The sequence below is a fragment of the Kitasatospora sp. NPDC006697 genome, assembly GCF_042869935.1.
GTDB lineage: Bacteria > Actinomycetota > Actinomycetes > Streptomycetales > Streptomycetaceae > Kitasatospora.
The window spans coordinates 108,060-124,797 of sequence record NZ_JBIAGU010000005.1; the positions used below are offsets into that span (position 1 = coordinate 108,060).

Sequence of the window (16,738 nt, forward strand, 5' to 3'; positions counted from 1 at the left end):
ATCATCTTGGCTACACTGCGGCGCGGCACCATCATCGGGGAGAGCAAGGGAGTGGCGCGCATGAGCACCGAGGACCAGGGCCAGGAGACGCCCCCGAGCGCCCTCCTGCGGCAGGACATACCGCACAGCGCCCGGATGTACGACTACTTCCTCAACGGCAAGGACAACTACCCGGTCGACCGGGAAGCCGCTGAGCGGGTGCTGACGGTCTTCCCGAGCATGCGGGCGGCCGTCTGGGCCAACCGGGCGTTCATGCACCGCGCCACCCGGGCCGCCGCCCAGCGCGGGCTGCGCCAGTGGCTGGACATCGGCACCGGCATTCCCACCTCGCCCAACCTGCACGAGGTGGCGCAGTCGGTGGCGCCCGATGCGCGCGTGGTCTACGTGGACAACGACCCGATCGTGCTGGTGCACTCCCGGGCGCTGATGACCAGCTCGCCCGAGGGCCGGACCGCCTATGTGCACGGCGACGTCACCGAGCCGGAGAAGATCCTCGGCGCCGCGCAGGTCCTGGAGACCCTGGACTTCGAGCAGCCAGTGGTGCTCTCGATGATCGCCCTGCTGCACTTCGTGCCCGAGCTGGCCGACGCGCGCGCCATCGTGGACCGGCTGCTCGCCCCGCTGCCGGTCGGGTCGGTGCTGGTGCTCTCGCACGCCACCGCGGACCTGGACCCGCAGGGCGCGCTCAAGGTGCAGGAGATCTACAACCAGGCCGGCACCTCGCTGAAGCTGCGCCCCAAGGCCGAGTTCGAGTCGCTCTTCGACGGGCTGGAGCTGCTGGAGCCGGGCGTCGTGCCCGCCCACCGCTGGCGCCCGGAGGAGTCCGAGTCGCGGCTGCCCGCCGAGGTGACGGACGCGCAGGTCTCCTTCTACGCCGGGATCGCCGTCAAGCACTGACCGCCCCGGTGGGATCCGCCGCCACCGCCCCGTGCGTTCCGCGGGACGGTGGCGGTCGCACGTCGCGCCTCACTCCGCGAGCCGCCGGCGGTTGGCCAGCACCAGCAGGCCGCCCGCCACGGCCAGGCCGGCCAGCACGGCGGCGAAGAGGGTGGCGCCGGTGGTCAGGCCGATCGCGTCGCTGAGGTAGCCGGCGGCCACCGGGAGGATGCCGGCGGGCAGGTAGCCGCCGACGTTGAGCGCCGCGTTCGCCTCGGCCAGCCGGTCCGGGCGGACGGCGGTGTTCAGCAGCGAGAGCCCGGCGAGCTGGCCCAGGCCCTGGCCGGTGCCGGCCAGCGCGGCCGCGAGCACCAGCAGCGGGATCGAGCCGCCGCGCACGGCCAGCGCCAGCGCCGCCATCGAGGCCGCCGTGGCCGCCGCGCCGGCCAGCAGCACCGTGCGGCGCCGGATCCGGCGGACCGCGAACTGCGCGCCGGTGGCCGCCGCGAACATCACGAAGGCCATCGCCCCGGCCAGCACGCGGCTGCTCGAGTGCAGCAGGGAGGCGAGCAGCGAGGGGCCGAGCGAGAGCACGAAGGAGGTGGCGGTGATGCCCGGGGCGAAGACCGCGATGCCGAGCAGCAGCGGCAGCCGCCCCCCGGCGGGCACGCCCGGCACCCGCAGCCGGCGCCCGCCGGCGCTGTTCCCGCGCTGACGCGGCGGCAGCGGCATCCGCAGGACCGTCAGCACCGCGAGGGCCAGCAGCACCGCCTCGACCAGGAAGACCGTCACCGTCGGCCCGGGGGCGGTCTGCGCCAGCAGGCCGGCCAGCAGCGGGCCGAGGCCGGCGCCGAAGACCATGGCGCAGGAGGCGATCAGCGCGGCGAGCGGGCGGCGCCGCGACCCGGCCACGTCGGTGACGGCGGCCATCCCCGCGCTGACCACCGCGCCGACCGCGATGCCGGTGAGCAGCCGGGCGGCGATCAGGGCCGGCACCGAGGCGGCGGTGGCGAAGACCGCGCAGGCCGCCAGCGCCAGGCCGATCGCCGGCAGCAGCACCACCTTGCGGCCCAGCCGGTCCGAGAGGGTGCCGCTGACCAGCAGCGAGGCCAGCAGCCCGGCGATGTAGCAGGCGAAGACCAGGGTCAGGGTCCCCTTGGAGAAGCCGATCGAGCGCTGCCACAGCACGTAGAGCGGGGTGGCGGCGTTGGAGAGCACGAAGACGGCGGTGACCGGCCAGGCCGCCGCCCAGATCCAGCGGCGCGGTGCTTCACGGCCGGCCACGGGCGCGCCCGTGGTGAGAGTCGCGGACATGGGTGTCCCCCCGGAGGTTGTACGAGTTTTCTCGAACTCAGTACGAGTTTTTTCGAAGATAGCATGCAGTACGATGAAACTCGTACAGCTGATCCCGGATCGGGAGGGACCGCCGATGACCGCCGCCGCACCGGCCTTCGAACCGCCGCCGCCGCGCCCCGGCGCGCCCGAGCCGCTGGCCGAGCCCGGGGTGGCCGAGCTGCGACTGGAGCAGGTGCTAGGTGCGCTCGCCGACCCGCTGCGGCTGGCGATCGTGCGCAAGCTGCTGCTGGAGTCCGAGGAGTACGACCAGCCGTGCGGCTGGTTCGGCATCGACCGGCCGAAGTCCTCGCTGACCCACCACTTCAAGGTGCTGCGCGAGGCCGGGGTCACCCGGCAGCGGCAGTACGGGCTGGAGCGGCGCAGCCAGGTGCGGGTGGCCGACCTGGAGCTGCGGTTCCCGGGCCTGCTGGCGCTGATCGCGGACTGGGAGCCGGCCGAGCCGCGGTGACCGCCGTTCGGCGCACGGCCAGGTTTTCCGAACGGGCAGCTGGGGGTAGTGCTGGCCGTATGAGTACGGAGATTCGTATCCGGCGGATCGAGCCGCTGGGTGACCATGAGTACCTGGTCGAGCTGGGCGACGACAGCGGCCGCGATCCGGTCGCGGCACGGCTGCGGGCCGAACCCGAGGTGGTGGACGAGCTGGGGCTCGCCGACCGGCCCGAGCCGCGTGTGGTCCAGGCCACTGCCGACTTCCTGATCAGCCGTCAAGAGGCGTGGGACCTACCGGATCAGGTCGACCTCTTCGACATCGCGGCCGGTTATCCCGAGCTGGGTGCGGAACTGCGGCGGCGCCTCGACGCGTCCTGAGCAGCGAGCGGTCCTGCCCTCCGGCGCCCTGTCCAGGGACTTTCGGGCGGTTTGACCGCCCGGTAGCGGGGCAAGAGCGGTCGCACGACGCGCACGGGGAGCGCACCGACCGGATCGGAGGCGTACGAGATGAGCGGCGACGAGAACGTGACGGCCGAGGTGGCGGTGGAGCTACTGATCCCCGGCCAGGACGAGCGGATTCCACTCCGCTCCACCTGGGCCTACGACAGCTACGACCCGCTGGCGGTCCGGGTCGACTTCCTGCTCCCGCTCGGCGCCCCCGAGCGCTGGACCTTCGCCCGCGAGCTGCTCGCCAAGGGGCTGGAGGCGCCGGCCGGCACCGGCGACGTGATCCTGGAGCCCGAGGCCGACCTCGACCACGTGCTGATGCTGCTCCGCGGCGCCGACGGCGCGGCCGCCGTGCTGCGCGCCGAGGAGCAGGGGCTGCGCGACTTCCTGGACCGCAGCTACGCCCGGGTGCCCTCCGGCGGCGAGCAGTGTTCGGACGCGCTGGAGTGCTGGCTCGGCGCGGTCCTGGAGAACGAGGCGGACGAGGCGGACGAGGGGCAGGGCTGAGCCGCCCTCAGAGCCGGTAGGCGTGCACCCCGGCCGGCAGCCCGTGACCCGGCAGCCACTGCGCCAGCACCCAGGCCGAGGGCCCGAACATCGGCTCCGGCAGCTCCTCCAGCCGCACCCGCTCCCAGCCCGCGCAGGCGTGCGGCTCGGTCACGAAGGCGGGCGCGTCGCTCGGCGGGGCCAGCACCGCGGCGGTCAGCCGCGGCCGCCCCTCCACGTGGTCCAGCACCACCCCGAGCACCCGCATCCGCTCGGCCGGCAGCACGATCCCGGTCTCCTCGGCCAGCTCGCGCGCGGCGGTCTGCTCGAAGGACTCGCCGGGACCGTCCGCCTTGCCGCCCGGCAGGCTCCAGGTCGGCGGCTCACCGGCGGTGGTGCGGCGGCCGATCAGCACCTCCCGCCCGTCCGTGCTGGGCACGATCACGCCCGCCCCGATCAGGTGCGTCCCGGTCGCAGCGCCCACGGTTCCCCGCCTCTCCCGCCCCACCGGGCGAGTTAGCTCACCAGTTGCTCGGTTCGAAGTCCTTCAGGAAGCAGCCGAACAGGTCCTCGCCCCGCTCGCCGCGGACGATCGGGTCGTAGACCCGGGCCGCCCCGTCCACCAGGTCCAGCGGCGCGTGGAAGCCCTCGTCGGCCAGCCGCATCTTGTCCGGGTGCGGCCGCTCGTCGGTGATCCAGCCGGTGTCCACCGCGGTCATCAGGATGCCGTCGGCCTCCAGCATCTCCCGGGCGCTGGTCCGGGTCAGCATGTTCAGCGCCGCCTTGGCCATGTTGGTGTGCGGGTGGCCCGCGCCCTTGTAGCCGCGGGAGAACTGGCCCTCCATCGCGGAGACGTTCACCACGTACTTGCGCCGGGCCGCGGCCGCGGCCAGCGCCGGACGCAGCCGGCTGACCAGGATGAACGGCGCGGTCGAGTTGCACAGCTGCACTTCCAGCAGCTCGATCGGGTCGACCTCGCTGACCGTCTGCACCCAGCTGTTGGTGTCCACCAGGTCCGGCACCAGGCCGCCCGCGTCGATCGCCGTGCCCGCCGCGATCCGGGCCGGCGAGGCCGAACCGGTGACCAGCGCCAGCTCCGCCACCTGCTGCGCGGAGAGCACCTCGCCGGCGGCCTGCCCCGGCAGCGCCGGGCGGTCCACCGCGCCGCTGCCGAAGGCGCCGATCACCTGGCTCGCGGGCAGCTCGCCCGGCGGCAGCGGCGCCGCCTCGGCGGCCACCAGCTCGGCGTAGGCGGCGGGGGAGCGGCGCACCGTCTGGGCGGCGTTGTTGATCAGGATGTCCAGCGGGCCCTCGGCGGCCACCGAGTCGGCCAGCGCCACCACCTGCGCCGGGTCGCGCAGGTCGACGCCGACGATCTTCAGCCGGTGCAGCCACTCCGCGCTGTCCGGCATCGCCTTGAAGCGGCGGATCGCGTCCTTCGGGAACCGGGTGGTGATGGTGGTGTGCGCGCCGTCGCGCAGCAGCATCAGCGCGATGTACATGCCGATCTTGGCCCGGCCGCCGGTCAGCAGCGCCCGACGGCCCGTCAGGTCGGCCCGCTGGTGGCGGCGGGACCGGTTCAGCTCGGCGCAGTCCGGGCAGAGCTGGTGGTAGAAGGCGTCCACCTCGACGTAGCGCTGCTTGCAGACGTAGCAGGAGCGCGGCCGCTGCAGGATGCCGGCCAGCTCGCGGCCGGCGGACGGCGAGGACAGGCCGAAGACGCCGGCCGTCTCGTCGTCGATCCGGCCCGGCGCGCCGGTGGCCGTGCGCGAGGTCACCTCGCGGTCGTTGGCGGTCTTGGCCGCGCGCACCTCCTGGCGGCGGCGCTGCTTCACGGTGCGGAAGATGTGCGCCACGGCCCGGCGCACGGCGATCGCGTCCGGGTGGTCCACGTCCAGCCCGTCCAGCTCGCCCAGCACCTCCAGGCAGAGCCGCAGCCGCTCGGGGTCGAGACCGGGCCCGTACTCCGCCTCGGCCGTACCCGCGTCCTGCTGCTCCGCTGCCCTGGTCATCCCGCTGCTTCCCTGCTCGCCCTGGTTCTCCGCCCCGATTACTCGATGAATCGTACGGAGTGCGCCGCACCCGGCCAAACGGCGCCGACCCGGGTACTCGGTAGATTGCCCGGCATGATCGCTGCTGCCGCCCCCGTGGTCCTCACGCCCTACCCCGCCGAACAGCTGCCCGGCCTGCCCGCCGGCGGGCTCGAGCTGCACACCTTCGACGGCGACCGGACCGACGGCCGCCCCGGACCGCCGCCCGCCGAGCTGCTGGCGCGGGTCGAGCTGCTGGTCACCCCCTACCTGCGGACCGACACCGTGCTGCCGTTCATCGGATCGATGCCCCGGCTGCGGGCCGTCCAGACCCAGACCGCCGGCACCGACGACATCGCCCCGCACGTGCCGGCCGGGGTGGCGCTCTGCAACGCCCGCGGGGTGCACGACGCCAGCACCGCCGAACTCGCCGTCGCCCTCACCCTGGCCGCGCTGCGCGACCTGCCCGGCTTCGTCCGCGGCCAGGACGCCGAGCAGTGGCGGGCCGGCTTCTACCCGGCGCTGGCCGACAAGAACGTGCTGATCGTCGGCCACGGCTCGGTCGGCAGCGCGATCGAGGACCGGCTGCTGCCCTTCGAGGTGACCGTGGACCGGGTCGCCCGGACCGCCCGGCAGACCGCCCGCGGTCCGGTGCACGCGCTGAGCGAGCTGCCGGAGCTGCTGGGCCGGGCCGATGTGGTGATCCTGGTGGTGCCGCTCACCGAGCAGACCCGCGGACTGGTGGACGCCGGCTTCCTGGCCGCCATGCGGGACGGCGCGCTGCTGGTCAACGTGGCCCGCGGGCCCGTGGTGCGGACCGAGGCGCTGCTCGCCGAGCTGGCCTCGGGCCGGCTGCGGGCCGCGCTGGACGTGACCGACCCGGAGCCGCTGCCCGCCGGGCACCCGCTCTGGCACGCGCCCGGGGTGCTGATCACGCCGCACGTGGGCGGCAGCTCCTCGGCCTTCCTGCCCCGGGCCAAGCGGCTGATCGGCGCCCAGCTGGCCCGCTTCGCCAACGGCGAGCCGCTGGAGCACGTGGTGAACTGACCGCCGGTGGTGAACCGGCCGTCAGACCAGCCGCCCGACCTGCGCCTCGGTCAGCTCGATGCCGAAGTGCTCCCGGTAGGCCTCGCGCAGCTCCGCTCCGCTCAGGGCGCGCTCGGTCTGCCCGGCGTCCTCGCCCAGGATCAGCCGGTCGTTCACCAGGGTGACCCGGCCGCCGGACGGGGTGAGCAGCGAGCAGAGGGTGCGGCCGGTGAACGGGGAGTCCGGCGAGGTGGCCTGGAACCAGCAGCTGGGCACGTAGTCGGCCAGCTGGTAGGGGCGCTGGTCCAGGCGGTAGAGCAGGCCCGACTCGTCGCTGACGTCCAGGTCGGGGAGCGGCCCGCCGGGCACCGGGTGCTCGGTGATCCGGAACCGGCCGGCCGGGTCGGCCTGCTCACCGCGCTCGTCCAGGCACAGCGGCAGCACGCTGAGCCGGCCGAAACCGACGTCCACCAGCCAGGCCTGCCCGTCGATCCGGACCCGCAGTGCCAGGTGGTCGAACGGCAGGCCCCGCCCGCCGCGTGCGAAGACCCGGCCGCTCAGCAGCTCGACCCGGTAGCCGAGGGCGCCGAGCAGTGCGGCGAACGCGCCGTTGAGCTCGTAGCAGAAGCCGCCGCGGCGCCGGTCGAGCAGCTTGGCGGCCAGCGCCTCCTCGGTCAGCTCGATCGGCTCGCCCAGTCGCACGCTCAGGTTCTCGAACGGGAAGACCGTCAGGTGCGCCTGCTGCAGCGCGCGCAGGGCGGACAGGTCGGGGGCGGTGGGCCGGGGCAGGCCGAGCCGGGCCAGGTAGGCGGTCAGACGGGCGTCGTCCATGTCGTTCCTCGATCGTTCCGGTCGGTCGTTCCGCAGGCTACCGGCCCGACAGGACGGTGGCGGTCCGTCAGCCCCGGTGCCAGCGCCAGGGTGGTGGCGAGCGAGGCGGCGGCCAGCAGGGCGATGGCGGTGCCGGGCGAGCCGTGGTCGGCGAGGGCGCCGGCCAGGGCGGCGCAGGCGCCCTGGGCAGTGAGCATGCCGGCGTTGTGCAGCCCGAGCGCCTGGCCGTGCCGCTCGGGCGGGGTGAGCGCGAGCAGGCGCTCCTGCAACGGCAGGGCCGCCGCGTAGCCGATGGCGCCGAGCGCGACCGCGGCGGCGGCCAGCGGCAGCGGCGGGTGCAGCGCGAGCAGCGGGAACGGCGCGGCGAGCAGCAGGCAGAGCGGCACGGCCAGCCGCGAGCGCAGCCGGGCGGGCAGGAACCGGCCGGTCACCGTGTCGCCCAGCAGCATCCCGGCGGCCGCGCAGGCGAGCAGCAGGCCGGCGTGGGCCGGGGAGTAGGGGAGCAGCAGCGACTCGCAGCCGACCACCAGCCCGTTCGGCAGCCAGAGTGCCAGCAGCACGGTGCGGCGCGGACCGTCGGCGAGCAGCCGCAGCGCGGGCCGGGTGCGGCCCGCGCGCTGCCGGGGCGGTCGGCGGGGCAGGCCGAACCGGGCGACCGCGGCGGCGGCCAGGTGGAGCGCGGCGGCGACCAGCAGGGTGGCGCCCGGCGTCAGCAGGGCCGTCAGCAGCCCGCCGAGGGCGAAGCCGGCCACCTGCAGCAGCCCGTCCGCCATGCTGAGCGCGGCCCGGCCCAGTGCGTAGGCGCCGGCCGGCAGCAGCTCGCTGAGCAGTCCGCCGCGCACCCCGCCGGCCAGCGAGCCGGCCGTGCCCAGGCCGAAGAGCACCGCGAAGAGCACCGGGCCGGGCAGGCCGGGGAGCGCCTGCACCGCCGTGCCGGCCGCGAAGAGCAGCGCCGTGCCGGCCAGCGCCCCGCGCGGCGGCACCCGGTCGGCCCAGCGCAGCACCGTCGCCGCCCCCACCGCCCGGGCCAGCGCCGGGCCGAACATCGCCAGCGCGGCCAGCAGGGCGGACCCGGTGCGGTGCAGGACGCCGAGGCCGACGGCCAGTCCGGCGGTGGTCTGGGCGGCGCTCTGCGCGGTGGCGGTGAGCAGCAGCGGGGTGAAGCCGGGGACCCCGGCGAGGGCACGCAGGGTGGTGGGAGCGGGCATGCGGCGACCCTGCCGAGCGGGCGGGGGCGGGCGCCAGAGTTTCGCGCGGGGGCGAAAGGTGCGGGCGGTGCCCCCGCGCCGTGCGGGTGGCGGCGGCGCCGGTACGCTCGCGGCATGCTGCTGGCTGCCATACCGTCGCCCTCCGTGAACGGCTTCTCCATCGGGCCGCTCTTCGTGCACTTCTACGCGCTGATGTACATCGTCGGGATCAGCCTGGCCGTGCTGATCGGCCGCCGGCGGTGGGTGGCGACCGGCGGCGACCCGGAGCTGGTGGACGACGTCGCGCTCTGGTGCGTGCCGGCCGGCATCGTCGGCGGCCGGATCTACTTCGACATCACCACGCCCAAGTACATCCCGCCGCACTGGTGGGGCCCGTTCGCGGTCTGGTCCGGCGGGCTCGGCATCTGGGGCGGGGTCGCGCTGGCCACGCTGGTCGGCGTCTGGCGGGTGCGCAAGGCGGGCGCCGACGTGGCCGCCATGATGGACACCCTGGCGCCCTGCCTGCTGGTGGCCCAGGCGGTCGGGCGGATCGGCAACTACTTCAACCAGGAGCTGTTCGGCGGCCCGACCGGCCTGCCCTGGGGCCTGGAGATCGACCCCGCGTTCCGCCCCGCCGGCTACCTCCAGGACACGACCTTCCACCCGACCTTCCTCTACGAGCTGGTCTGGGACCTGCTGCTCGCCGCCGTGCTGATCCAGCTGGGCAAGCGCGGCCGGCTGCGGCCCGGCAGCCTGATGACGCTCTACGTGGTGGGGTACTCGGCGTTCCGGATCTTCGAGGAGTCGCTGCGGGTGGACGCCTCCGAGCACTTCCTCGGCCTGCGGCTGAACTTCTTCGTCGCCTCGGCCCTGACGGTGGGCGGCCTGGTCTGGACGGCCCTGCTGCAGCGCCGCCCTGCCGTGCGGCCCGTGCAGGCGCAGGAGCCGGAGGAGCCGGAGGCGGTCGAGGTGCCGGCGGCCGACTGAGGCTCCGTCAGCGCAGCGGCAGGGGGGAGGTGACCGGTGGGGTGGTGGCAGCTCGATGCCGACACGCTGGCCGGGAGCAGGTTCGCGGTGTCGCCGCTGGCCGAGACCACGGCGGTGCTGAAAGCGCTGCACCAGGCGCGGGCCGGGCATCCCGGGGAGCGGGAGTGGCTGGCGCAGTGGGTGCCGCGGTACCGCCAGCGGGTGGCGGGGGATCCGGTGGGGGCGGAGCTGGTGCGGGGCGGGTTGGGCGGATCGTGGAACGCCACCTTCCTGACGCCCACGCCGCGGGCCGGGGAAGGGGAGTTCGAGCAGGAGCTGGCGCGGGTCGCGGGCACCGAGGGCGGGCGGGCGCGGGCGGACCTGGCGCGGGCGATGGGCGGGGCGCTGCCGCCGGTGCTGGCGGGGGCCGATCTGCCGGGGCGGGCGGCCGAGCTGCTGGACTGGGTGTGGCGGACGGTGGTGCGGCCCGACTGGGCGCGGCGGCGCCGGGTGGTCGAGGCGGATGTGCTGGCCCGCACCACCCGGCTCGCGCAGGGCGGCTGGGAGGCGGCGCTGGCCGGGCTGCGGCCCGGGATGCGGTGGCTCGGGGACAGCCGGCTGCGGATCACGCTGCGTGACCAGGAGCCGCGGGAGCTGGGCGGGACGGCGCTGCTGCTGGTGCCGGTGACGCCGAGTCAGGGCTGGTTCGCCTGGGACGAGCAGCGGCACGCCATCGTCTACCCGGCGGGCGGGGTGCTGGCCGAGCCGGGCGCGCCCGGGGAGCCGGCGCTGGGCCGGCTGCTGGGCCCGGCGCGGGCCCGGATCCTGGTGCTTCTGGCGGAGCCGCTGAGCACCACGCACCTGGTCGCCCTCACCGGGCAGGGCCTTGGCTCGGTCGGCAACCACCTCAGGGTGCTGCTGGAGGCCGGACTGCTGCGGCGGCGCCGGGCCGGCCGGGTGGTGCTCTACGCCCGGACCGAGCTGGGCGACGCGCTGGTGGCCGGCCCGGCGGCCCGGAGCTGAGCCGCCGCCAGGGCCGCCGCCACGGCCGGCCGGGGGCTGGCGAGCACCGGGAGCGGCAGATCGGCGAGGAGCACGGCGGCGGGGGCCATCGAGGCCTGGGCGAGCACCGCCACGTCCAGACCGGCGGCCGCCGCGCGCACCTCGGCCGCGACCGCCGCCCGGTAGCCCGCCAGGTCGCCCGCCTCGAAGAGCGCCCAGGCCGCCGGGCAGGGCAGCTCCACCACCTCGCAGCCCGCGCCGAGCTCCGCCAGCAGCTCACGGGCGGGTGCCAGGGCGGACTCGAGCGCGTGGACCAGGCCGATCCGGCGGTGGGCCACCGCCTGCTCGATCATCGGCCGGTCGATCCGCAGCACCCCGGGGACCAGCCGCTCGGCCGCGCCCGCGATGGTCGAGCAGGTGCAGACCACCACCTCGGCCCCGCCGCCGGCCAGCTCCGCCAGCCGGGCGGTCAGCCGCTCCTGGTACGGCAGCCCGTCGCGGGCGTTGGCCAGCAGGGTGGCGTCGACCAGGTGCAGGTCGCGGGCGTCCGGCGCGAGCTCGGCGAGCAGGGCGCGGAAGGCGGGGACGTGGATCTCGGCGGTGTGCAGGAAACCGATCACGGGCATGGGCGCCATCATGCCAGCGCCGCCCGCTCGAGCAGGGGCTGCCACCAGGACGGGTGCTCCCGGTACCAGTCCACGGTCGCGGCCAGTCCGGCCTCGAAGCGGACGGTGGGCTCGAAGCCCAGCTCGCGGCGGAGCTTGCCGCCGTCCAGCGCGTACCGCAGGTCGTGGCCCTTGCGGTCCGGCACCCGGCGGACCAGGCTCCAGTCGGTGCCGGTGGCCGCCAGCAGCAGGCCGGTCAGCTCCCGGTTGGAGAGCTCGGTGCCGCCGCCGACGTGGTAGACCTCGCCCGCCCGGCCGCCGTCCAGCACCAGGGCCAGCGCCCGGCAGTGGTCGCTGACGTGCAGCCAGTCGCGGACGTTGCGGCCGTCCCCGTAGAGCGGGACCGGCCGGCCGGCCAGCAGCCGGGTGGTGAAGAGCGGGATCAGCTTCTCCGGGAACTGGTACGGGCCGTAGTTGTTGGAGCAGCGGGTCACCACCACGTCCAGGCCGTGGGTGCGGTGCTGGGCCAGCGCCAGCAGGTCGGCGCCGGCCTTGCTGGCCGCGTAGGGCGAGTTCGGGGCCAGCGGCTGCTCCTCGGTCCAGGCGCCGGCGGCGATCGAGCCGTAGACCTCGTCGGTGGAGACCTGGAGGAAGCGGCCGATCCGGGCCCGCAGCGCGGCGTCCAGCAGCACCTGGGTGCCCGTCAGGTTGGTCCGGACGAAGGCGTCGGCGCCGGTGATCGAGCGGTCCACGTGCGACTCGGCGGCCAGGTGCACCACCGCGTCCTGACCGGCCATCACCTCCGCCACCACCGCCGGGTCGCAGATGTCGCCGCGGACGAAGCGGTAGCCGGGGCGGTCGGCGACCGGGTCCAGATTGGCCGCCACCCCGGAGTAGGCCAGCTTGTCGAGCACGGTGACGCGGACCCCGGGTCGGGTGTCCAGCAGGTGGCGGACGAACCGGGAGCCGATGAAGCCGGCGCCGCCGGTCACGAGGATGCGCGTCATATCGACAAACGTACTGGTCCTACCGCTGCGGCTCCGCCGGCGGGACGGGCGGCTGCGGGTGCCGGGGCGGGCGGCCGAGCTGCCAGACCGACCAGCCGGCGGCCAGCCAGGGCAGCGGCTCCACCACCGTGCGCACGTCCACCAGGATCGGCAGCCGCACCGACGCGGCGGCCGCGGCCGGGAACCGGGGGTCCGTCAGGTACTCGGGCCACTCGGTGCCGAGCACCACCAGGTCGGCCTCGGCCACCGCCTCCAGCGCCGTCTCGCGGACCTGCGCGGGCGGCAGCGCGCGGTGCGCCTCGGCCAGCGCCCGGGGGTCGTGCAGCACCACGACGGCGCCGCGCAGGTGCAGCCGGTCGGCCAGCCGGAGCGCCGGGGAGTCCCGGACGTCGCTGGTCCCGGCCTTGAAGGCGGCGCCCAGGAAACCGATCCTGGCCCCCTCCAGCCGGCCGCCCGCGGCCCGCTCGACCAGGGCCACCGCGGCCTCCAGCCGGCCCCGGTTGACCCCGTCCACCGCCTGCAGCAGCTCGGCGGCGGTGCCCGCGCCCAGCTCGCGCACCCGGTGGGTGAAGGCGGTCGCGTCCTTGGGCAGGCAGCCGCCGCCGTAGCCGATGCCCGGGCGCATGCCCAGTGGGCCGATCCGCGGGTCGATGCCCAGCACCCGGGCCACGTCGGCGACATCGGCGCCGGTGCGCTCGCAGACCTCGGCCATCGCGTTGATGAAGGAGATCTTGGCGGCCAGGAAGGCGTTGGCGGCGGACTTGGCGACCTCGGCGGTGGCCGGGTCGGTGATCACCAGCTCGGTCCCGCCCTGGGCCAGCACCGGGGCGTAGACCGCCTCGATCGCCTTGCGGGCCTCGGGGGAGGTCAGGCCCGCGACGATCCGGTCCGGGCGCAGGGTGTCGGCCACCGCGTGGCCCTCGCGCAGGAACTCCGGGTTCCAGACCAGCTCGATCCCGGGGACGTTGGCCAGCTGGTCGATGATGCCCTGCAGCCGCTCCACGGTGCCCGCGGAGACGGTGGACTTGCCGACGATGGTGCAGGGCTGGTGCAGCAGCGGGACCAGGGTGCGCAGCGCGCCGGTCAGCTGATCGGTCCGGTAGCCCTGGCCCTCCGGGTCGATCGGGGTGCCGACGGCCAGGAAGTGCAGCTCGGCCCAGTCGGCCGCGTCGGCCGGCCGGTCGGTGAACCGCAGCCGGCCGCTCGCGGTGTGCCGGGCCAGCAGCTCGTCCAGGCCCTCCTCGTAGAAGGGCGCCCGGCCGGCCGCCAGGGCCCGGCACTTCTCCTGGTCCTGCTCGACGCCGATCACCTCGTGGCCCAGCTCGGCCATCGCGGCCGCGTGCGAAGTCCCGAGGTGGCCGCAGCCGATCACCGATACGCGCATGGCGTCGAGTCTCCCGGATCGGGGGCCGGCCGGCGGTGCGCCGCGCGGCACACCGCCTGCGGTTGTCCGGGTCAGGCGTTGGCGGCCTCCGCTCCGGCCTCGGCGACCGGCTGGTCCTCGCCGCGGGTGCCGCCGGCCACGCCGATCGCGCCGGCGATCGCCCCGTCGAGCACGATCGGGATGCCGCCGGGCAGCAGGGCGAAGCCCGGCTGGGCGGCCATGGTGGCGAGCAGCACCGGGTCGGCCGCGGCGGCCTTGCCGAAGTCGGCGGTCGGCACGCCGAGGCCGGCCGCGGTGGTCGCCTTGTGGGTGGCCAGGGTGGTGGCCCAGAAGGTCGCGCCGTCGGCCCGGGCGGTGGTCAGCAGGTTGCCGCCGGCGTCCACCACGGACACCGCGACGGCGACGCCGAGCTGCGCGGCCTGGGCCAGCGCGGCGTCCAGGACCTTGCGGGAGAGCGCGGCGTCGAGCACGGGGGCGTTGGACATGGTCGGATGGTCCTCTCGTCAGGGGGTGCGATTGCTTGGAATGATGCCAATGTGCTTGTCAGCTAAGGAAGTTGATGTGCCGTCAGATCTTCTATCACGGTGCCTCAGGAGAGCGCGAAGCGGAACATCGCCTCCGGCAGCGGCGCCGGCGGACCGGTGCCGCAGATCTCCTTGTCGACGATCCGCTTGAGGTAGCCGGCCCCCTCGGTGCCGCCCGAGCCCTTGACCTCGCGCGGCAGGTGGCTGCGCCCGAAGCCGTAGTGCCGGCCGCGCCAGACCAGCAGCGAGCGCTCCACCACCAGCAGCGCCGCGGTCAGCTCCGGATCGCGGGCCGACTCGACGGCCGCCCGCAGCGGCCAGAGGTCGCGCAGCGGCGGCTCGTTCAGCGGCCGCAGGTGCGTCAGGCCGCGGAAGATGCCGGCCTTGCGCGGGTCGTAGCCGTAGACCGCCAGCTCGGCCAGGTGGTAGTTGAGCGACTGCACGGCGCTGGCCGCGCCCGTCTCGGCCCGGAAGCTCAGGAACTGCTCCGGCGAGAGGGTGCGCAGCACCCGCAGGATGCCGCTCAGCAGGTCCGCGCAGCCGGCCGTGCGCCCGAGGTGGGCCAGCGCCGCCGCGCGGTCGCCCGCCGCTATCGCCGCCACCGCCCGGCAGGCGCTCCAGCGGGCCAGGAAGAAGACCACCTCGCAGGCGTGCACCGAGCGCAGGAAGAGGTGCTCGTGGTGGACCTGGGACTGCGGCAGCCCGGTGCAGCGCACCAGCACCTGCAGCCGCCGGGCCAGCCGCTCGTCGGCCGCCCGCCACGGGGTGGCGAGCAGCCCGTCCAGCTCCCCGATCAGCTCCGCCAGCCGCTCGCGCCGCTCCGCCGCCTCCGCCGGGCCGTACCCCGGCAGCGGGTGCGGCGCCTGCTCGCGCGCGGCCAGGTCCAGCAGGGTGGCCCGGATCGCGGCGATCCCGGCCTCCACCGGCTCCTGCCGGTAGAGCGTCAGGAACCAGTCGTAGACGTGCAGGCTGGTGTAGCGGTAGTACTCCGGGATGTCGGTGCGGCGGCTGAACGGACGGGTCAGCAGCGCCACCACCACCTGCTCCTCGCCGGCCGGCGAGGCCGCCGGGCGGGCGGACCCGCGAGCGGCCCCGCGGGTCTCCTCGTACCAGTCGGCCAGCCGCTCGCGCTGGGCCGCGCTGAGCGCCGCCCGCCCCAGCGCGCTCTGCATCCGCGCTATCTCCTCGCCGCGCCCCGGCAGCGGCGCGGTCACCGGCTCGGCCACGGCTCACCACCACCGGCCCGGCGGGTGCAACGCGCTCTCCGAGCGGCGCCCGAGCACCAGGTGCTTCTCCCGGCCGGAGCGGCGCACCGCACAGTCGGTGAAACCGGCCCGGCGCAGCAGGCCCAGGTACTCGGCCGCGGTGCGGTGGCGGCCCTGGGTCTCGGCGTGCATCGCCAGGTTCATCGCCGCGGTGGCCAGCGGGCGGTAGCCGTCCTCGTCGAAGAGCCGCTCCATCACCAGCACCAGCCCGCCCGGGGCGAGCGCCCGGTGTGCCTTGCGCAGCAGCTCCAGGCAGACCTCGTCCGGCCAGTCGGAGAGGATGTAGCCGAAGGCCAGGCAGTCGCCGCGGGGCAGCTCGTCCTGGTGGAAGTCGCCGGGGGCGAAGGCCAGCCGGGCGCCGAGCCGGAACCGCAGCCCCGCCTGCCGCAGCCGGCCGGCCACCTGCGGCAGGTCGAAGACGGTGGCCCGCAGCACCGGCCGGCGCAGCAGCGCGGCCACCGCGAACGGGCCGCCCGCGCCGCCCACGTCCACCAGGTGGTGCACCCGGTCCAGCCCGGCCAGCTCCACCAGCTCGCCGGAGACGTCGAAGCTGAGCTGCCACATCGCGTCCAGGAACCGGTCGGTGGACTCCTCGTCCCGGTAGATCCGGGCGAACGGCTCCGGCAGGGCGGCGTCGGCGGCCGCCTTGCCCCGGGTCAGACAGGCCTCCAGGTGGGCCAGCTGATCGGCGGTGCTCTCCACCAGGTGGCGCAGGAAGCCGCCGAGGAAGCGCGGGTCGGCGCCGTCCAGGTAGGGGCGGGAGTGCGGGGGCACGGTGTAGCGGCCCTCGGCGTCGGCGGTGACCACCTCCAGCGAGCGGAGCAGGGTGAGCAGCCGGCCCAGCGTGTCCCGGTCCAGCCCGAGGGCGGTGGCCAGCTCGCCGTCCCGGCTCGGGCCGTGCTCCGCCAGCTCGCGGAAGACCCCGTGACGCACCGCCAGCTCCAGCGCGCGGGTGGCCAGCAGTCCGTAGACCGCGCCCTCCAGCGGCCGCGGCATCGCCGGGCCCGCGACCTCCGTCGCCGGGCCCGGCGTGCCGCGGGTGTTCGGTGCCATCGCCGCTCCTCCCTCCTCGCTCGGCAGGCCGATCGCTGCGGCCGCCGGCGGGTCCGGCCCGCCGCGGCTGCTGCTCCCAGCATGTCCGCGCCGAGGGGTGGTTCGGATGCGTGCCATCGCAAACCGTTCGAACATGCGGGGTGACCCGCCGTCAGATGGCGCGAACGGGTGAGGAGGAGCGGATCCGGCCGCCGGGAGTCCACCAGAACGGGGGATGCGGACGAAGGCAGACCTTTCGGACAATTGCCAGATGGTCGGAGGATC

The 16,738-nt window shown here is 75.5% G+C and carries 18 protein-coding genes; 7 read left to right on the forward strand and 11 right to left on the reverse strand.

Translation table 11 applies throughout. The features are described 5' to 3' along the window. The first annotated feature begins 60 nt into the window (after positions 1–60). Positions 61–897 (forward strand): SAM-dependent methyltransferase, encoded by an 837-nt coding sequence (locus ACFYNO_RS09345; RefSeq protein ID WP_388007896.1) that lies wholly within the window; start codon positions 61–63, stop codon positions 895–897. Between the two features lie 69 nt (positions 898–966). Here ACFYNO_RS09345 and ACFYNO_RS09350 read toward each other — a convergent pair whose 3' ends face one another. Continuing rightward, positions 967–2,190, reverse strand: a complete 1,224-nt coding sequence (locus ACFYNO_RS09350; RefSeq protein WP_388007899.1) for an MFS transporter — start codon at positions 2,188–2,190, stop codon at positions 967–969. Positions 2,191–2,305: 115 nt separating this feature from the next. Between ACFYNO_RS09350 and ACFYNO_RS09355 the strand changes: the two genes are divergently transcribed. The 3 genes from ACFYNO_RS09355 (at position 2,306) to ACFYNO_RS09365 (ending at position 3,615) form a co-directional block, all read left to right on the forward strand. Further along, positions 2,306–2,680, forward strand: coding sequence for an ArsR/SmtB family transcription factor (locus ACFYNO_RS09355; protein WP_388008366.1), 375 nt, complete (start codon positions 2,306–2,308; stop codon positions 2,678–2,680). Between the two features lie 59 nt (positions 2,681–2,739). Next, complete coding sequence (locus ACFYNO_RS09360) at positions 2,740–3,039, forward strand: hypothetical protein (RefSeq protein WP_388007902.1); 300 nt, start codon at positions 2,740–2,742, stop codon at positions 3,037–3,039. Between the two features lie 129 nt (positions 3,040–3,168). Continuing rightward, positions 3,169–3,615, forward strand: coding sequence for an SsgA family sporulation/cell division regulator (locus tag ACFYNO_RS09365; RefSeq protein WP_388007905.1), 447 nt, complete (start codon positions 3,169–3,171; stop codon positions 3,613–3,615). Between the two features lie 7 nt (positions 3,616–3,622). Here the strand turns inward: ACFYNO_RS09365 and ACFYNO_RS09370 are convergent, their stop codons facing one another. Together ACFYNO_RS09370 and ACFYNO_RS09375 are read right to left on the reverse strand one after the other, a co-directional pair. Continuing rightward, a complete protein-coding gene (locus tag ACFYNO_RS09370) occupies positions 3,623–4,078 on the reverse strand; it encodes an NUDIX hydrolase (protein ID WP_388007908.1) in 456 nt (151 codons plus the stop codon). A gap of 37 nt (positions 4,079–4,115) precedes the next feature. Beyond that, positions 4,116–5,606, reverse strand: a complete 1,491-nt coding sequence (locus ACFYNO_RS09375; RefSeq protein ID WP_388007911.1) for an SDR family NAD(P)-dependent oxidoreductase — start codon at positions 5,604–5,606, stop codon at positions 4,116–4,118. 114 nt (positions 5,607–5,720) lie between these two features. Here ACFYNO_RS09375 and ACFYNO_RS09380 point away from each other — a divergent pair, with 114 nt between their 5' ends. Further along, complete coding sequence (locus ACFYNO_RS09380; protein ID WP_388007914.1) at positions 5,721–6,671, forward strand: 2-hydroxyacid dehydrogenase; 951 nt, start codon at positions 5,721–5,723, stop codon at positions 6,669–6,671. Positions 6,672–6,692: 21 nt separating this feature from the next. Here ACFYNO_RS09380 and ACFYNO_RS09385 read toward each other — a convergent pair whose 3' ends face one another. Together ACFYNO_RS09385 and ACFYNO_RS09390 are read right to left on the reverse strand one after the other, a co-directional pair. Continuing rightward, the gene (locus tag ACFYNO_RS09385) at positions 6,693–7,481 is read right to left on the reverse strand and encodes an arylamine N-acetyltransferase (protein WP_388007917.1); all 789 of its coding nucleotides are present in this window, start codon (positions 7,479–7,481) and stop codon (positions 6,693–6,695) included. Next, a complete protein-coding gene (locus ACFYNO_RS09390) occupies positions 7,463–8,689 on the reverse strand; it encodes an MFS transporter (RefSeq protein ID WP_388007920.1) in 1,227 nt (408 codons plus the stop codon). The genes ACFYNO_RS09385 and ACFYNO_RS09390 overlap by 19 nt, the downstream gene beginning before the upstream one ends. 144 nt (positions 8,690–8,833) lie before the next feature. Here ACFYNO_RS09390 and lgt point away from each other — a divergent pair, with 144 nt between their 5' ends. Further along, a complete protein-coding gene (gene lgt / locus ACFYNO_RS09395) occupies positions 8,834–9,655 on the forward strand; it encodes a prolipoprotein diacylglyceryl transferase (protein WP_388007923.1) in 822 nt (273 codons plus the stop codon). 36 nt (positions 9,656–9,691) lie between these two features. Continuing rightward, positions 9,692–10,657 carry a transcriptional regulator gene (locus ACFYNO_RS09400; protein WP_388007926.1) on the forward strand — a complete coding sequence of 322 codons (966 nt, stop codon included), beginning with the start codon at positions 9,692–9,694 and terminating at the stop codon, positions 10,655–10,657. On the opposite strand, the gene ACFYNO_RS09405 is transcribed toward ACFYNO_RS09400, so the two are convergent. The 6 genes from ACFYNO_RS09405 to ACFYNO_RS09430 form a co-directional block, all read right to left on the reverse strand. Continuing rightward, positions 10,600–11,262 carry an arylsulfatase gene (locus tag ACFYNO_RS09405; protein ID WP_388007929.1) on the reverse strand — a complete coding sequence of 221 codons (663 nt, stop codon included), beginning with the start codon at positions 11,260–11,262 and terminating at the stop codon, positions 10,600–10,602. The two genes, ACFYNO_RS09400 and ACFYNO_RS09405, sit on opposite strands and share 58 nt — an antisense overlap. An 8-nt stretch (positions 11,263–11,270) precedes the next feature. After that, the gene (gene rfbB / locus ACFYNO_RS09410) at positions 11,271–12,248 is read right to left on the reverse strand and encodes a dTDP-glucose 4,6-dehydratase (RefSeq protein WP_388007932.1); all 978 of its coding nucleotides are present in this window, start codon (positions 12,246–12,248) and stop codon (positions 11,271–11,273) included. A 19-nt stretch (positions 12,249–12,267) separates the two neighbouring features. Then, on the reverse strand, positions 12,268–13,632 hold the full coding sequence (locus ACFYNO_RS09415; RefSeq protein WP_388007935.1) for a UDP-glucose dehydrogenase family protein: 1,365 nt from the start codon (positions 13,630–13,632) through the stop codon (positions 12,268–12,270). A 71-nt stretch (positions 13,633–13,703) separates the two neighbouring features. Then, complete coding sequence (locus ACFYNO_RS09420) at positions 13,704–14,117, reverse strand: heme-binding protein (protein WP_388007938.1); 414 nt, start codon at positions 14,115–14,117, stop codon at positions 13,704–13,706. A gap of 104 nt (positions 14,118–14,221) precedes the next feature. Continuing rightward, the gene (locus ACFYNO_RS09425; protein WP_388007941.1) at positions 14,222–15,382 is read right to left on the reverse strand and encodes a hypothetical protein; all 1,161 of its coding nucleotides are present in this window, start codon (positions 15,380–15,382) and stop codon (positions 14,222–14,224) included. A 3-nt stretch (positions 15,383–15,385) separates the two neighbouring features. Next, positions 15,386–16,474: a methyltransferase gene (locus ACFYNO_RS09430; protein ID WP_388007944.1), complete on the reverse strand. Its 1,089-nt coding sequence runs from the start codon at positions 16,472–16,474 to the stop codon at positions 15,386–15,388. Positions 16,475–16,738: the final 264 nt, after the last annotated feature.

Bases quoted from the DNA above. Each gene is read 5' to 3' on its own strand.
- ACFYNO_RS09420 (WP_388007938.1), bottom strand. From the start codon at position 14,117: ATGTCCAACGCCCCCGTGCTCGACGCCGCGCTCTCCCGCAAGGTCCTG.
- ACFYNO_RS09345 (WP_388007896.1), top strand. From the start codon at position 61: ATGAGCACCGAGGACCAGGGCCAGGAGACGCCCCCGAGCGCCCTCCTG.
- ACFYNO_RS09380 (WP_388007914.1), top strand. From the start codon at position 5,721: ATGATCGCTGCTGCCGCCCCCGTGGTCCTCACGCCCTACCCCGCCGAA.
- ACFYNO_RS09405 (WP_388007929.1), bottom strand. From the start codon at position 11,262: ATGCCCGTGATCGGTTTCCTGCACACCGCCGAGATCCACGTCCCCGCC.
- ACFYNO_RS09375 (WP_388007911.1), bottom strand. From the start codon at position 5,606: ATGACCAGGGCAGCGGAGCAGCAGGACGCGGGTACGGCCGAGGCGGAG.
- ACFYNO_RS09355 (WP_388008366.1), top strand. From the start codon at position 2,306: ATGACCGCCGCCGCACCGGCCTTCGAACCGCCGCCGCCGCGCCCCGGC.
- ACFYNO_RS09390 (WP_388007920.1), bottom strand. From the start codon at position 8,689: ATGCCCGCTCCCACCACCCTGCGTGCCCTCGCCGGGGTCCCCGGCTTC.
- ACFYNO_RS09350 (WP_388007899.1), bottom strand. From the start codon at position 2,190: ATGTCCGCGACTCTCACCACGGGCGCGCCCGTGGCCGGCCGTGAAGCA.
- rfbB (WP_388007932.1), bottom strand. From the start codon at position 12,248: ATGACGCGCATCCTCGTGACCGGCGGCGCCGGCTTCATCGGCTCCCGG.
- ACFYNO_RS09360 (WP_388007902.1), top strand. From the start codon at position 2,740: ATGAGTACGGAGATTCGTATCCGGCGGATCGAGCCGCTGGGTGACCAT.
- ACFYNO_RS09385 (WP_388007917.1), bottom strand. From the start codon at position 7,481: ATGGACGACGCCCGTCTGACCGCCTACCTGGCCCGGCTCGGCCTGCCC.
- ACFYNO_RS09415 (WP_388007935.1), bottom strand. From the start codon at position 13,632: ATGCGCGTATCGGTGATCGGCTGCGGCCACCTCGGGACTTCGCACGCG.
- ACFYNO_RS09430 (WP_388007944.1), bottom strand. From the start codon at position 16,474: ATGGCACCGAACACCCGCGGCACGCCGGGCCCGGCGACGGAGGTCGCG.
- ACFYNO_RS09365 (WP_388007905.1), top strand. From the start codon at position 3,169: ATGAGCGGCGACGAGAACGTGACGGCCGAGGTGGCGGTGGAGCTACTG.